The organism is Streptomyces agglomeratus (assembly GCF_001746415.1).
GTDB classification, from domain to species: Bacteria; Actinomycetota; Actinomycetes; order Streptomycetales; family Streptomycetaceae; genus Streptomyces; species Streptomyces agglomeratus.
Genome location: NZ_MEHJ01000001.1, coordinates 2,408,366 through 2,422,670, shown reverse-complemented (window position 1 = coordinate 2,422,670; position 14,305 = coordinate 2,408,366). Strand labels below are relative to the sequence as shown.

Sequence of the window (14,305 nt, the reverse complement as noted above, 5' to 3'; positions counted from 1 at the left end):
CGCTCAAACGCCGCACGGGCCGGACGCGGTCGGCGCGGGGGTCACGGACGGCGCCGGGACCGGGGGTGCCGGACGTCGGCGACACGCACCGGCGCGGGGCCTTCGTACCGCTTCGAGGTGCGACGTCCTCCGGTCCGGCCCCGGTGTCAGGGCTGTGTGCCCGGCCGGACCAGGCCCAGTTCGTACGCCAGGATGACCGCCTGGGCCCGGTCCCTCAGGCCCATCTTCGCGAAGAGCCGGTTGATGTGGGTCTTCACCGTGTGATCCGTGATCGTCAGCCGCCCGGCGATGTCCGCGTTCGACAGGCCCTGCGCGATCAGCACCAGCACCTCCACCTCCCGCGCCGTCAGGTCCTCGACCGTGCGCACCGGCCGCGCGGCGGACCGCGCGCTGATGAACTGCCCGATGAGCCGTTTGGTGATCTCGGGCGACAGGAGCGCGTTCCCGGCCGCCACCACCCGCACCGCGTGCAGGAGTTCGGGGAACGTCGCGTCCTTGAGCAGGAAGCCGCCCGCCCCGGCGGCCAGCGCCTCGTACACGTACTCGTCCAGACCGAAGGTCGTCAGCATCAGCACCTTCGTCGCGCCGTCCGAGGCGGCGAGGATCTCGCGGGCGGCCTCGATGCCGTTCTTGTGCGGCATCCGGATGTCGAGCAGCGCCAGGTCCGGGCGGGTCTCGGCGGCGACCCTGACCGCCTGCGCGCCGTCCTCGGCCTCGCCCACCACCTCGATGTCGTCCTGCGTGCCGAGCAGGCTCACGAAGCCCGTACGGACGACCGCCTGATCGTCCGCCACCATCGCCCTGATCACCAAGGCAGCTCCCCCTCCACCACGAATCCGCCGTCCGGGCCGGGCCCCGCGCTCAGCCGGCCGCCCACCAGCGCCGCCCGCTCGCGCATCCCGGTCAGGCCGTGGCCGGCCAGGACCGGCGCGGCGGGGCCCGGGCCGTCGTCGCCTATCCGCAGGCCCAGTCGGCCGGCGCCGTAATCGATCTCCACCACCGTACGGGCGCCCGGCGCGTGCTTGCGCGCGTTGGTCAGCGCCTCCTGCACGATGCGGTACGCCGAAAGCTCCCACGCGGCGGGCAGCGCGACCTGCTCGCCGGTGATCTCGAGCTCGGCCCGGCCGCCCACCGCCCGGTGCTGGTCGAGCAGTTCGGGGAGGTGGGCGAGGGTCGGCTGGGGCGCGGTGAGGGCGGGGCCGTCCTGCTGCCCTGTGCGCAGTACGCCGAGGAGGCGGCGCAGTTCCGCCATCGAGGAGCGGGCGGTGGAGGCGATCTGCTGGAAGCCGTCGCGGGCCTCGGGCGTGAGCCCCGGGGTGGTGTACGTCGCGCTCTCCGCCTGCACCGCGATCATCGACACCGAGTGGGAGACGATGTCGTGCAGCTCACGGGCGATCGCCGCGCGTTCCGCCTCGGCGGCCTGCCGCCGCTCCATCGCAATCAACTGGGCCTGTGCGAGGCCGCGTTCGCGCCGGGTCTCCTCCCGGGACCGTACCGCGTCCCCCATCGACACGGCCCCCAGCAGCACCACCGACAGGACGAACGCCTCGGCGAAGAGCCCCAGCGAACCGGGGCCGCCGAGGGCCGGGACCGGCAGGTCGTCCTGCCGGGACCAGTCGGCGATGTGCGCCAGGTTCACGGCGAGGGAACCCAGCACACCGCCCGCGAGGAGGATCGCCGGGTGGTGCACGCGGTGGCGGCCCAGTGTGTAGAAGCCGGCGAGTCCGCTGACGATGGTGCAGATGTAGAGGCTGCTGCCGGCCGCGAAGGCCACCAGGCCCGCGGCGACGGTGAGTACGGCGACGGGCGGGCAGGAGCGCCGCCACATCAGCGAAGCGGCGGAGAGCAGCACGCCCACCGCGATCGTCACCGAGCCGGGGTAGGCGAACAGCTCCACGACCGCGCCGGCCGTCAGCGCGCCACCGGTGATCCACGGGTAGGAGGGGGCGGCGATCCACGCGCGAAAGCGCCGCCGGGCGGACGAACTCATGCCCCCATTCTTCGGATGCGGCGGGCGGACCGCGTCACCGCACGGGTTGAGCCGGGCCGGCCGTGTCATGCCACGGGTTGACGGCGGGGATCGGATTCCCGTGTGACGCCCCGGAGCCGGGGGATTCCTAGCGTTGCCCGGCATGAGTGATCTCCGTGTCCCGGTGCGCATACCGTCCGTCCGGCGTGAGCGCGGGCTGTGGGCCGCGTGCGCCGCCGCCGCGCTCGCGCTCGCCGCGCTGTCGGACCTCGCGCCCCACCGGGTGTGGGGCCTGACCGCCGCGCTCGGGTACGCCGCCGCCGCGTTCACCGCCTCCAGGGCGGTGGCCGTCGCCGGCGCGGTGGTGCTGCCGCTCGGCGTGCTCCTCGCCACCGGGCTCGCGCAGCTCGAAGTGGCCGTCGTGGAACGGGCGGGGGACCGGCTCGCGGCGACCGGCGGCCCGTACCTCCCCGCCCCCTCCGCCGTCGCCGACTTCAACCCGTACCTGCCGGGCATGGCGGTGTTCGGTCTGCTGCCCGGCGACGCTCGCTGGTGGACGGGCGCGGTCTTCGCCGGGGCGCTTGCCGCGGCGGCGGGCCGCAGCGGGCGGACGGCGTGGCTGGTCGCGTGCCCGGTCGTCGCCATGCCCCTGTGCGTGGGCGGTACGGACCTGCCCGTCGTCGGCCTGATGTGCCTGGGGACGGTGCTGGCCGGGCGGCGCCGGTCCTGGCAGGCGGGACTGGTGCTCGGCGTGGCCGCCGCGCTCAAGTGGACGGCGTGGCCCGCGCTCGCGGTCGCCTGCGCGCTGCTCGCCGTACGGAGCGGGGGGCGGCCGGCGGGGCGGTTCGCCGCCGTGGCGCTGGGGACCGGGGCGGTGGCCGTCGTGCCGTTCCTCCTCGCGGATCCCGGCGGCTTCCACGCCAACGTCGTCGCCTTCCCGCTCGGCCTCGGTGCGGCCGCCTCGCCCGCCGCCAGCCCGCTGCCCGGTCACCTCCTCGCCGCGTACGTGCCCGGCGGCACGGTGATCGCCCTGTCGCTGCTCGCGGTGAGCGCCCTGCTGCTGGCCCTCTCGCTGTGCGTACGGCCGCCCTTCACCGTCCGCGCCGCCGCGGACCGCCTCGCGCTCGGCCTCGGGCTCGCCATGTCCCTGATGCCGGCCACCCGCTTCGGCTACCTCGTCTACCCGCTGGTGCTCTGGGCGCTGCCCCGGTGCGGAGCGCGCCCGGCCCCCGTCCCGCGAAAGGCCATCTCATGACCCGGACCCTCGTCGTCACCAACGACTTCCCGCCCAGGCAGGGCGGCATCGAAACCTTCGTACACGCCATGACCAGCCGCTTCCCCGCCGACGGCGTCGTGGTCCACACCTCGCGCGAGCCGGGCTGGGAGGCGTACGACGCGACGCTCCCGTACCCCGTCGTCCGCGCGCCCGTGCGGACGCTGCTCCCGACCCGGCGGACCGCCGCCCGGTCGGCCGCGATAGCCCGGCGCTACGGCTGCGACCGGGTGTGGTTCGGGGCCGCCGCGCCGCTCGGACTGATGGCGCTGCGGCTGCGCGGCGGGACGGGCATACGGACCGCCGTCGCCACGACGCACGGCCACGAGGTGTGGTGGGCGCGCACGCCCGGCGCGCGCGGGCTCCTGCGGCGGGTCGGGGCGCGGGCCGACACGGTGACGTACCTCGGGGCGAGCACGCGCGCCCCGATCGCGGCCGCGATGGGACCGGGCGCGCGACTGGAGCGGCTCGTGCCGGGCGTCGACACCGGCGTCTTCCGGCCCGGCCTCAACGCGGCGCCTGTGCGCCAGCGGTACGGCCTCGGGGACCGGCCGGTGATCCTCTGCGCCGCGCGGCTCGTCGCCCGCAAGGGGCAGGACACGCTGATCAGGGCGCTGGGCGAGGTGCGGCGCGCGGTGCCGGACGCCGTGCTGCTGCTGGTGGGCGACGGCCCGTACGAGCGCCGGCTGCGCCGGCTGGCCGCCGCGTGCCGGGTCGCCGACCGCGTCGTCTTCGCGGGCGGCCACCCGCACGGCGCCATGCCGTCCTTCTACGCCGCCGCCGACGTCTTCGCGATGCCCTGCCGCACGCGCAGGCGCGGACTGGAGGTGGAGGGGCTCGGGATCGTGTTCCTGGAAGCGGCGGCGAGCGGGCTGCCGGTCCTGGTGGGCGACTCGGGCGGTGCGCCGGACACCGTACGGGACGGCGAGACGGGGTACGTCGTCGACGGGCGGTCCGGCGCGGCGGTCGCCGACCGGCTGGTGCGGATGCTCACCGACCCCCTTCTCGCCCGGGCGATGGGCGAGAAGGGACGGGAACGGGTCCGTACGGAGTGGAGCTGGGACCGGTCGTACGAGCGGCTCGTCGCGTTGCTAGACGGCCAGCCGGGCCAGCGCCGCCGGGGCCTCTCCGACGGTGTCGACCAGGGCGATGCGTGACTCCATCGGGCGGCCCTCGGCGAGGGACTGGAGGAGAGGCCAGGTGGGGAGCCTCTCGGTCCAGTGGGCGCGGTTGACGAGGACCATGGGGGTCGGTTCGCCGCGCGACTCGTAGTAGTTGGGGGTCGCGTTGTCGAAGATCTCCTGGACCGTCCCGGCCGCGCCGGGCAGGAACACGACGCCACCGTTGCAGCGCGCGAGGAGCCCGTCCTCGCGGGTGGCGTTGGCGAAGTACTTGGCGATGTGGCCGGCGAAGGCGTTCGGCGGCTCGTGACCGTAGAACCAGGTGGGCAGGCCGACGGAGTCGCCTCCGGAGGGCCAGCGCTCGCGCACGTCGAAGGCGGCGCGGGCCCAGTCGGTGACGGACGGGGTGAAGGAGGGGGTCTTGGCGAGGAGCTCGACCGCCTCGTCGAGCGCGGAGTCGTCCTGGAAGGGGGCCATGTACGCGCCGAGGTTCGCCGCCTCCATCGCGCCGGGGCCGCCGCCGGTCGCCACGGTCGCGCCGCCGCGGGCGAGCGTACGGCCGAGGCGGGCCGCGCCCGCGTAGGCGCTGGTGCCGCGGGCCATGGCGTGGCCGCCCATGACGCCCACGACCCGCGCGCCCGCGAGGTGCTCGTCGAGGGCGTCGGAGACGGCGTCGTCGTGGATGGAGCGGAGCATCGAGGCGAATATGTCACCGTCGGCCCTGGTGCGCTGGAACCAGGCGTACGCCAGGGCGTCGGGCGTGGCGTCGTACCCCTGGTCCAGGTGCTCGAAGAGGGCGTCGGCGGTGTAGAGCAGCCCCCGGTACGGGTCGAACGGCAGGTCGGGGACGGGCGGGAAGACGAGCGCGCCGTCCGCGCGGGCCTTGGCGAGTCCGTCGGGGTGCATGGGACAGCCGAGGAACACGGCGCCGGAGTTGTCGACGGCGAGCAGGTCCGGGGTGCGGGCCGTCAGGTCGACGGCCTGGACGCGGCAGCCGCCGAGGGAGCCGCGGGCGACGGCCTCGTCGAACTCGGCGAGGGTTTCGATCTCGCGGTCGTGGGCGGGGTCTTGGGCGCGGTCGGTGAGTTCAGGCACGCGAAGATGCTAGGCGGTACGCGCCGGGGCGCGGGGCGGCGGCCCCCGCACGGCCGGACCCCGCCGGGCGGTGCGGGTGGGCCGGCGGCCGGGTTGTCCGGAGTCGTCGAGCCGTTGAGCCGTCGAGTCGTCGGCGGCGGGGCCGCCCGGGTCCCCGGCCCGCAGCCCGTCAGCTCGTGAGCGGGAAAGCCGCCAGCGCCGCCAGTGCGAGGGTCACCGGGGTGAAGACCGTGAGGACGGAAGCCGCCCTGAGGGCCGCCGCCGTACGCAGGGTCTGCCGCGGGGCGCCCAGGCCCAGCAGCGCTTCCCTGGCCGCGGCGCGGGACTGCTTCGCCTCCAGGGCCGACATCAGCAGCGTGGCGGCCGTGCAGGTCAGCACCAGCGCCACGCCCAGGCCCGTGAGGGGACCGAAGCGGGCGGGGGCGGAACCGGTGTCGTACAGGGTCGTGGCCGCGATCGCCGCCGACGCCACGGCACAGACCACACCCAGCGGGTGGCCGATGCGGCGGGCTTCGTCCATCAGGACACGGCCTGCCAGGAGCCGCACCGCGCCCGGGCGTACGGATTGCAGGAGGCGGCCGGAGAGGTACGTCAGGCCGGGACCTGCCAGGGCCAGGCCGACGGCGGTGAGCGCCCAGCCGGCCAGGATTCCGGCCGGAACCGCGTCCAGCCGGCCCGGCAGCGTCAGCGGCTCGCCCGGCCTGCCGCGGCTCGTGTACGTCTCGACCGCGAGGCCCGCCGCGACCAGGGCCACGCCCCACGGCAGGCCGGAGGGGGCCGCGGGGCCGACGGCCGGGTCGTCCGGGCGCCCGGCGGCGCGGGGCCGCAGCGCCAGGGCGCACGCGGCCGCCGCCGTGACCGGTACCACGCACAGCAGGGTCAGCACGCCCGCCACCGGCAGCGGCTGCCCCGCGGCCAGCAGCTCCGCGCCCGCACCGTCGAACGGCAGCCCGGACAGGTCTCCGCGCAGGTGGAGGAAGAAGAGGAGGGCGAACGCGCTGCCGAGCGTGCACGAGACCGCCGTGGAGACCGCGGCCAGCGCCGCCAGGCGGACCGGGCCCAGGCCCACCGCGGAGAGCCCCGCGCGCGGGGCGTTCGTACCGGGGTCGGTACGGGCCACCATCACCGCGAAGTAGACCGTGGCCGCCAGCGGGGGCAGGCACCAGAGCAGCCGCCGCACGGAGCCGGTGGACTCCTCGGGGTGGCCCAGCGCGTACCCCAGGGTGCACAGGAGGAGGAAACCCACGCCGCCCGACGCCGCCGCGACCAGCAGCCTGCGCAGCAGGACCAGCGGGTGGGCGCCGCGGGCTAGACGGAGAGCGAGCACGCGGCCCGGCCTTCCGCGTCGTCGGCGCCGTCCGGCTGTACGGAGTTCACGCGGCGCCCGTCGAGCAGCGTCAGCGTACGGTCCGCGAGCGTCGCCACCTCCGCGTCGTGCGTGGCCAGCAGCACCGTGATCCGGTGGGAGCGGGCCGCCGTGGTGAGCGTGCGCAGCACCTGCGCCCGGTCCGTGCGGTGCAGCGGCGCCGTCGGCTCGTCCGCGAAGATCACCGAGGGGGTGGTGACGAGGGCGCGGGCCACCGCGACCCGCTGGCGCTGGGACTGGAGGAGAGCGGCCGGGCGCTTGCGGGCGATCATGCCGATGTCGAGCCGTTCCAGCCACTCCATCGCGGCCTTCTTGGCGGCGCGGTGGGAGGCACCGTGCAGGAGGAGGGGGAGGGCGGCGTTCTCCCATGCCTTCAGTTCCGGTACGAGCGCGGGCTCGGGTCCGACCCAGCCGAACCGGTCGCGGCGCAGCCGCTCGCGCAGAGCGGCGGGCATGGTGTGCACGGGCGTGCTGTTGAACCACACCTCGCCCTGCTGGGGGACGAGCCGGCCGGAGAGGCACCGCAGGAGGGTCGTCTTACCGCTGCCGCGCGGACCGCTGACGGCGAGGATCTCGCCCTCGCGCACACCGAGCGAGACGCCGGTGAGGGCGGGGGAGCCGCTGTGGGAGTAGTGCAGGGAGCGTGCCCACAGCACATCGTTGTCGGGCGGGGCCACCATGGCGTACACCTCACGTCTTGAGTCTCACAGCGCGTCTTGAGTGTCACAGCAGATATCCCGTCCCCCGTATGGGGGAACGAAGACGGGGCCGATCGGTCACTGCACCGTAAGGACGCGAGACGGGGTGGCGTGGCAAGCGCGCGGCCCGGATACGTCCGTTCTCACTCGAACGGGCGAATCCGGGCCGCGATGGGGTCATACGATCAGAGCAAGCCCGGACCGTGACCGCCGGACCTCGACCTGAAGCTCTTGATCAGAGCTTGGTCCAGGCCTCCGTGAGCACCTGGCGCAGGATGCCCTCGATCTCGTCGAAGGTCTCCTGGGTGGAGATCAGCGGCGGCGCGAGCTGGACGACCGGGTCGCCACGGTCGTCGGCGCGGCAGTACAGACCGTTCTCGAAGAGGGCCTTGGAGAGGAAGCCGTAGAGCACGCGCTCCGTCTCCTCGTCCGTGAAGGTCTCCTTCGTGGCCTTGTCCTTCACCAGCTCGATGCCGTAGAAGAAGCCGTTGCCGCGGACGTCGCCGACGATCGGCAGGTCGTTGAGCTTCTTCAGTGTCGAGTGGAACGCGTCCTCGTTGTCGAGAACGTGCTGGTTGAGGCCCTCGCGCTCGAAGATGTCGAGGTTCGTGCAGCCGACCGCCGCGGAGACCGGGTGGCCACCGAAGGTGTAGCCGTGCAGGAAGGTGTTGTCACCCTTGTAGAACGGCTCGGCGAGACGGTCCGAGATGATGCACGCGCCGATCGGGGAGTAGCCCGACGTCATGCCCTTGGCGCAGGTGATCATGTCCGGCACGTAGTCGAACTTGTCGCAGGCGAACATCGTGCCGAGGCGGCCGAAGGCGCAGATGACCTCGTCCGAGACGAGCAGCACGTCGTACTTGTCGCAGATCTCGCGGACCCGCTGGAAGTACCCGGGCGGCGGCGGGAAACAGCCACCGGCGTTCTGCACCGGCTCCAGGAAGACGGCCGCGACGGTCTCGGGGCCCTCGAAGAGGATCTCCTGCTCGATCTGGTCGGCGGCCCAGCGGCCGAAGGCGACCGGGTCGTCGCCGTGGATCGGCGCGCGGTAGATGTTGGTGTTCGGGACCTTGTGCGCGCCCGGTACGAGCGGCTCGAAGGGGGCCTTGAGGGCCGGCAGACCGGTGATGGACAGGGCGCCCTGCGGGGTGCCGTGGTAGGCCACCGCGCGGGAGATCACCTTGTACTTCGTGTGGTTGCCGGTGAGCTTGTGGTACTGCTTCGCCAGCTTCCACGCGGTCTCGACCGCCTCGCCGCCGCCGGTGGTGAAGAAGACCTTGTTGAGGTCGCCCGGCGCGTAGTTCGCGAGGCGCTCGGCCAGCTCCACGGCCTTGGGGTGCGCGTACGACCAGATCGGGAAGAAGGCCAGCTCCTGCGCCTGCTTGTACGCGGTCTCGGCGAGCTCGTGCCGGCCGTGACCGGCGTTGACCACGAACAGGCCGGAGAGACCGTCGAGGTACTTCTTGCCCTTGTCGTCGTAGATGTAGGTGCCCTCACCACGCACGATGGTGGGCACGGGTGCGTTCTCGTAGGACGACATGCGGGTGAAATGCATCCACAGGTGGTCGTACGCGGTCTTGGAGAGGTCCTGGCTCACGACTATCGGGTTCCCCACATATAGGTCTGCTTCTTCAGCTTGAGGTAGACGAAGCTCTCGGTGGATCGCACGCCGGGGAGCGTCCGGATCCGTCGGTTGATCACTTCGAGCAGGTGGTCGTCGTCCTCGCAGACGATCTCCACCATGAGGTCGAAGGAGCCCGCGGTCATCACCACGTACTCGCATTCGGCCATGGCAGTCAGCGCTTCGGCGACGGGGTCGAGGTCGCCCTCGACGTTGATGCCGACCATGGCCTGCCGCCGGAATCCCACGGTGAGCGGGTCGGTGACGGCGACGATCTGCATCACGCCCTGGTCGAGCAGCTTCTGTACGCGCTGGCGCACGGCCGCCTCGGAGAGGCCGACGGCCTTGCCGATGGCGGCGTAGGGACGGCGGCCGTCCTCCTGGAGCTGCTCGATGATCGCCAGAGAGACGGCGTCGACCGTTGGGGACGCGCCGTTCCCGGTTCTGGAATCTGTGCTTCTACTGGCCACGACTTCACTGTGCACGACGTCTCGACTGTTCCGCAACCCCAAACCGATGAAATTCGTTGTTTGCAGCTCCAGATCTTGCTGAATCCGAAGTTCCGGGTGGGCGGGTATGTCGAAAGCGGCACCTGAGCGACTAGGGTGGGCATCTCAGCAATCGGACATCTGACAGGGAGGGGTGGCTGTGACCACCGAACTGCGCCGCCTGCGCAACTACATCGACGGAGAGTTCCGCGAAGCCGCCGACGGGCGGACCATCGACGTGGTCAACCCGGCCACAGGCGACGTGTACGCCACCTCGCCGCTCTCCGGCCAGGAGGACGTCGACGCCGCCATGGCGGCCGCCGCCCGCGCCTTCCCGGCCTGGCGCGACACCACGCCCGCCGAGCGCCAGAAGGCGCTGCTCAAGATCGCGGACGCCTTCGAGGAGCGCGCCGAGGAACTCATCGCGGCCGAGTCCGAGAACACGGGCAAGCCGCTCGGTCTCACGCGGACCGAGGAACTGCCGCCCATGGTTGACCAGATCCGCTTCTTCGCGGGTGCGGCGCGGCTGCTCGAAGGCCGCTCGGCCGGCGAGTACATGGAGGGTCTGACCTCCATCGTCCGCCGCGAGCCGGTCGGCGTCTGCGCGCAGGTCGCGCCGTGGAACTACCCGATGATGATGGCCGTGTGGAAGTTCGCCCCGGCGCTCGCCGCGGGCAACACCGTGGTCCTCAAGCCCTCGGACACGACGCCCGCGTCGACCGTCCTGATGGCCGAGATCATCGGCAGCATCGTCCCCAAGGGCGTCTTCAACGTCGTCTGCGGCGACCGTGACACCGGCCGCGCGATGGTCGAGCACCCGGTACCGGCGATGGCCTCCATCACCGGTTCCGTACGGGCCGGCATGCAGGTCGCCGAGTCCGCCGCCAAGGACGTCAAGCGCGTCCACCTGGAGCTCGGCGGCAAGGCGCCGGTCGTCGTCTTCGACGACACCGACATCGCCAAGGCCGTCGAGGACATCTCCCTCGCGGGCTTCTTCAACGCCGGCCAGGACTGTACGGCCGCGACCCGCGTCCTCGTACAGGAGTCGATCCACGACGAGTTCGTGACCGCGCTGGCCAAGGCCGCGCAGGACACGAAGACCGGGCAGCCGGACGACGAGGACGTGCTCTACGGCCCGCTGAACAACGCCAACCAGCTCAAGCAGGTCAGCGGCTTCATCGACCGCCTCCCGGCGCACGCCAAGGTCGAGGCGGGCGGCCAGCAGGTCGGCGACAAGGGCTACTTCTACGCCCCCACCGTCGTCTCCGGCCTCAAGCAGGACGACGAGATCATCCAGAACGAGGTCTTCGGCCCCGTCATCACCGTCCAGTCCTTCACGGACGAGGCGCAGGCCCTGGAGTGGGCCAACGGCGTCGAGTACGCGCTGGCGTCCTCGGTGTGGACCAAGGACCACGCGCGCGCGATGCGCATGTCCAAGAACCTCGACTTCGGCTGTGTGTGGATCAACACCCACATCCCGCTCGTCGCGGAGATGCCGCACGGCGGCTTCAAGAAGTCCGGTTACGGCAAGGACCTCTCGGCGTACGGCTTCGAGGACTACACGCGCATCAAGCACGTCATGACCTCGATCGAGGGCTGATCAGGACGCTGTTCCCCAAGGGTGGGCAATAGACACACTGTCTATTGCCCGCCTTTCGTGCGCGGGACGAGAGTGGGCGCCATGAGTGATCTTGGTCGTGGTCGAGTGTCGCGCCGTACGCTGCTCCGGGGACTAGGGACAGCGGGCGCGCTGGGCGCGCTCGCCGGGTGCGGGGTGCCCGCCGCGTACGTCGAACCGGGCGACCGGGCCGCCGAGGACCGGTCGGAGCGCGACCACAGCCTCCACTTCGCCAACTGGCCGCTCTACATCGACACCGACGACGAGAACGCGTCGCGGCGGCCCACCCTCGACGCCTTCACCGAGCGGACCGGGATATCCGTCCGCTACACCGAGGAGATCAACGACAACGACGAGTTCTTCGGGAAGATCAGCCCCTCGCTGATGAACCACCAGGAGACCGGACGCGACCTGGTCGTCATCAGCGACTGGATGGCCGCCCGGTTCGTCCGCCTGGGCTGGGTGCAGGAAATGGACCGGGCGAAGCAGCCGAACGTCGCCAAGTACCTCGATCCGCAACTGCGTACCCCCGCCTTCGACGCGGGGCGGCGGCACTCCGTGCCCTGGCAGTCCGGGATCACCGGCATCGCGTACAACCGCAGGAAGCTCGGCCACGACATCCGCTCCACCACCCAGCTGTGGGCCGACGACCTGCGGGGCAAGGTGACGCTCTTCTCGGGTCTCGACGAGAGCTTCGCGCTGCTGATGCAGGGCGAGGGAGCCGACGTCACGCGCTGGACCGCCGACGACTTCCACGCGATGTGCGAGCAGATGGAGAAGCTGGTCGCCCGCGGACACATCAGGCGCTTCACCGGCAACGACTACATCAAGGACCTCGCGAGCGGCGACGTACTGGCCTGCCAGGCGTACTCGGGCGACGTCATCCAGCTCCGGGCGGACAACCCCGACATCGAGTTCGTGGTGCCGGAGGAGGGGGCGGAGCTGTGGGCCGAGAGCCTGATGATCCCCAACCTCGCCCGCCACAAGCGCAACGCCGAGAAGCTCGTCGACCACTACTACGAGCCCGAGGTCGCGGCGGAACTGGCGGCCTGGGTCAACTACGTCTGCCCCGTGCCGGCCGCGCGCGACATCCTGGCCTCCGCGAAGGACGAGGAGACCGCCGCACTCGCCGAGGACCCGCTGATCTTCCCGGACGACGCGATGCGCCGACGGCTGGCGATCGCGCGGGACATCACGGCGCAGGAGCGGGCCGGCTTCGCGAAGAAGTGGAACGCGATCGTCGGGCTGTAGGGCCGCGCTTCCCCGGGGCCGGCCGCGTCAGCGCGTGCGCCGCAGGATGCCGTGCAACGTGTCCACGCGGTTGGTGGTGATGGAGTCGACGCCCCGGTCGATCAGGCGGCGCATGGTGCGCCCGGTGTCGGCGGTCCACGCGGAGACCAGCAGCCCGTCCCGGTGCACCCGGTCCGTGAGGTCCCGGCTGACCAGCCCGAAGCGGTAGTTGAGCCAGCGCGGCTTCATCGCGTCGAGCAGCGTCGGGCGGGGCGGGGTGAGGGTCGTCCAGGTCATGGCGATCTCGGCGCCGGGGTCGGTGGCGCGTACGTCGAGCATGGCGGAGGTGCCCCCGCAGTAGTACGCGCGCTCCGAGGCCCCGCTCTCGTGGACGACGCCGACCACGGTGCGTACCGCCTCGGCCGTTGCGCCGGGCAGGTCGATCATGACCCGGTGGCCGTCGCCGAGGGTGTCCAGGGCCTCGCGCAAGGTCGGGACCCCGCCTGCGGTGAGGTCGCGCAGGTCGTCCCGGGTGAGGTGAGCGAGCAGCCGCTCGTGGCCCCACAGACGCTTGAGCGAGTCGTCGTGGAGCAGGACGGGGACACCGTCGCGGGTCAGCCGGACGTCGATCTCGACGGCGTCCGCGCCCCGCTCCACCGCGGAGCGTAGCGAGGCGAGGGTGTTCTCACGGACCCGGTACGGGTCGCCGCGGTGAGCCACGGCAGTGACGGTACGCATGGCCCCATTCTCCGTTGCCGGCGCAGTCGTCACTCGGTGCTCTTTACCGGGCAAGCCAGTTCGCCGTGTACGTGTCGATCTCGGCGGCGATCCGCGCCTTGCCCGCCGGGTCGAGGAACGACGCCTCCACGGCGTTCTTGGCGAGGTCGGCGACGCCGCGCTCGTCGAGGCCGAGGAGGCGGGCAGCCACCCCGTACTCGCTGTTCAGGTCGGTGCCGAACATCGGCGGGTCGTCGCTGTTGATGGTGACCAGTACGCCCGCCGCCACCATCTCCCGCAAGGGGTGCTCGTCCAGCGTGGCCACCGCCCGGGTCGCGATGTTGGAGGTCGGGCAGACCTCGAGCGCGATGCGGTGCTCGGCGAGGTGGGCCAACAGCGCGGGGTCCTTGACGGAGCTGGTGCCGTGGCCGATGCGCTCGGCGCCCAGGTGGTTCAGCGCGTCCCAGACGGTCTCGGGGCCGGTCGTCTCACCGGCGTGCGGGACGGAGTGCAGCCCGGCCGCGATCGCACGGTCGAAGTACGGCTTGAACTGGGGACGCGGTACGCCGATCTCCGGGCCGCCGAGCCCGAACGACACCAGACCCTCGGGGCGCAGGTCGACGGCCAGCCTCGCCGTTTCCGCCGCCGCCTCCAGGCCCGCCTCGCCCGGGATGTCGAAGCACCAGCGCAGGACGGTGCCGAGCTCGGTCTCCGCCGCCTTGCGGGCGTCCTCGATCGCCTCCATGAAGGCTTTCTCGTCGATGCCGCGGCGGGTGGAGCTGAACGGGGTGAGGGTCAGCTCGGCGTACCGGATGTTCTGCCGGGCCATGTCGCGGGCGACCTCGTACGTCAGCAGCCGGACGTCCTCCGGGGTGCGGATGAGGTCGACGACGGACAGGTACACGTCGATGAAGTGCGCGAAGTCGGTGAACGTGAAGTAGTCGACGAGCGCCTCCGGGTCGGTGGGGACCTTGGAGTCGGGGTGGCGGGCGGCCAGTTCGGCGACGATGCGGGGGGAGGCGGATCCGACGTGGTGCACATGCAGTTCGGCCTTGGGCAGCCCTGCGATGAAGGGGTGCAGATCGGTCATCGGATCCTCCGGTGTAGGG

Annotated in this window: 13 protein-coding genes; 4 read left to right on the top strand and 9 right to left on the bottom strand. The window is 72.2% G+C overall.

Annotated features, from left to right (window positions below; genetic code table 11):
- Positions 1 to 146 precede the first annotated feature (146 nt).
- The gene (locus tag AS594_RS10065) at positions 147 to 812 is read right to left on the bottom strand and encodes a response regulator (protein WP_069926650.1); all 666 of its coding nucleotides are present in this window, start codon (positions 810 to 812) and stop codon (positions 147 to 149) included.
- Positions 806 to 1,990: a sensor histidine kinase gene (locus tag AS594_RS10060; RefSeq protein WP_069926649.1), complete on the bottom strand. Its 1,185-nt coding sequence runs from the start codon at positions 1,988 to 1,990 to the stop codon at positions 806 to 808. Before AS594_RS10060 ends, AS594_RS10065 begins: the two co-directional genes overlap by 7 nt.
- A 142-nt stretch (positions 1,991 to 2,132) precedes the next feature.
- Here AS594_RS10060 and AS594_RS10055 point away from each other — a divergent pair, with 142 nt between their 5' ends.
- The gene (locus AS594_RS10055) at positions 2,133 to 3,224 is read left to right on the top strand and encodes a glycosyltransferase 87 family protein (protein ID WP_107393222.1); all 1,092 of its coding nucleotides are present in this window, start codon (positions 2,133 to 2,135) and stop codon (positions 3,222 to 3,224) included.
- On the top strand, positions 3,221 to 4,399 hold the full coding sequence (locus tag AS594_RS10050) for a glycosyltransferase family 4 protein (RefSeq protein WP_069926647.1): 1,179 nt from the start codon (positions 3,221 to 3,223) through the stop codon (positions 4,397 to 4,399). The genes AS594_RS10055 and AS594_RS10050 overlap by 4 nt, the downstream gene beginning before the upstream one ends.
- Here the strand turns inward: AS594_RS10050 and AS594_RS10045 are convergent.
- The 5 genes from AS594_RS10045 to AS594_RS10025 form a co-directional block, all read right to left on the bottom strand.
- Positions 4,334 to 5,458 (bottom strand): LOG family protein, encoded by a 1,125-nt coding sequence (locus tag AS594_RS10045; RefSeq protein WP_069926646.1) that lies wholly within the window; start codon positions 5,456 to 5,458, stop codon positions 4,334 to 4,336. The genes AS594_RS10050 and AS594_RS10045 overlap by 66 nt on opposite strands.
- A 169-nt stretch (positions 5,459 to 5,627) precedes the next feature.
- On the bottom strand, positions 5,628 to 6,785 hold the full coding sequence (locus AS594_RS10040; protein ID WP_069926645.1) for a hypothetical protein: 1,158 nt from the start codon (positions 6,783 to 6,785) through the stop codon (positions 5,628 to 5,630).
- Positions 6,767 to 7,504 (bottom strand): ABC transporter ATP-binding protein, encoded by a 738-nt coding sequence (locus AS594_RS10035; protein WP_069930411.1) that lies wholly within the window; start codon positions 7,502 to 7,504, stop codon positions 6,767 to 6,769. The genes AS594_RS10040 and AS594_RS10035 overlap by 19 nt, the downstream gene beginning before the upstream one ends.
- A 253-nt stretch (positions 7,505 to 7,757) precedes the next feature.
- The gene (locus AS594_RS10030; protein ID WP_069926644.1) at positions 7,758 to 9,137 is read right to left on the bottom strand and encodes an aspartate aminotransferase family protein; all 1,380 of its coding nucleotides are present in this window, start codon (positions 9,135 to 9,137) and stop codon (positions 7,758 to 7,760) included.
- The gene (locus tag AS594_RS10025) at positions 9,122 to 9,628 is read right to left on the bottom strand and encodes an Lrp/AsnC family transcriptional regulator (RefSeq protein ID WP_069926643.1); all 507 of its coding nucleotides are present in this window, start codon (positions 9,626 to 9,628) and stop codon (positions 9,122 to 9,124) included. Before AS594_RS10025 ends, AS594_RS10030 begins: the two co-directional genes overlap by 16 nt.
- A 163-nt stretch (positions 9,629 to 9,791) precedes the next feature.
- On the opposite strand from AS594_RS10025, the gene AS594_RS10020 reads away from it, so the two are divergent.
- Together AS594_RS10020 and AS594_RS10015 are read left to right on the top strand one after the other, a co-directional pair.
- Positions 9,792 to 11,231 carry a gamma-aminobutyraldehyde dehydrogenase gene (locus tag AS594_RS10020; RefSeq protein ID WP_069926642.1) on the top strand — a complete coding sequence of 480 codons (1,440 nt, stop codon included), beginning with the start codon at positions 9,792 to 9,794 and terminating at the stop codon, positions 11,229 to 11,231.
- A gap of 105 nt (positions 11,232 to 11,336) precedes the next feature.
- A complete protein-coding gene (locus AS594_RS10015; protein ID WP_176741113.1) occupies positions 11,337 to 12,500 on the top strand; it encodes an ABC transporter substrate-binding protein in 1,164 nt (387 codons plus the stop codon).
- 27 nt (positions 12,501 to 12,527) lie between these two features.
- Here the strand turns inward: AS594_RS10015 and AS594_RS10010 are convergent, their stop codons facing one another.
- Positions 12,528 to 13,217 carry a glycerophosphodiester phosphodiesterase gene (locus AS594_RS10010; RefSeq protein WP_069926640.1) on the bottom strand — a complete coding sequence of 230 codons (690 nt, stop codon included), beginning with the start codon at positions 13,215 to 13,217 and terminating at the stop codon, positions 12,528 to 12,530.
- Between the two features lie 43 nt (positions 13,218 to 13,260).
- Complete coding sequence (locus AS594_RS10005) at positions 13,261 to 14,286, bottom strand: adenosine deaminase (RefSeq protein ID WP_069926639.1); 1,026 nt, start codon at positions 14,284 to 14,286, stop codon at positions 13,261 to 13,263.
- Positions 14,287 to 14,305: the final 19 nt, after the last annotated feature.

Excerpts from the sequence above, each read along its gene's own strand:
- AS594_RS10060 (WP_069926649.1), bottom strand. The coding sequence starts at position 1,990 with ATGAGTTCGTCCGCCCGGCGGCGCTTTCGCGCGTGGATCGCCGCCCCC.
- AS594_RS10055 (WP_107393222.1), top strand. The coding sequence starts at position 2,133 with ATGAGTGATCTCCGTGTCCCGGTGCGCATACCGTCCGTCCGGCGTGAG.
- AS594_RS10050 (WP_069926647.1), top strand. The coding sequence starts at position 3,221 with ATGACCCGGACCCTCGTCGTCACCAACGACTTCCCGCCCAGGCAGGGC.
- AS594_RS10035 (WP_069930411.1), bottom strand. The coding sequence starts at position 7,504 with ATGGTGGCCCCGCCCGACAACGATGTGCTGTGGGCACGCTCCCTGCAC.
- AS594_RS10010 (WP_069926640.1), bottom strand. The coding sequence starts at position 13,217 with ATGCGTACCGTCACTGCCGTGGCTCACCGCGGCGACCCGTACCGGGTC.
- AS594_RS10005 (WP_069926639.1), bottom strand. The coding sequence starts at position 14,286 with ATGACCGATCTGCACCCCTTCATCGCAGGGCTGCCCAAGGCCGAACTG.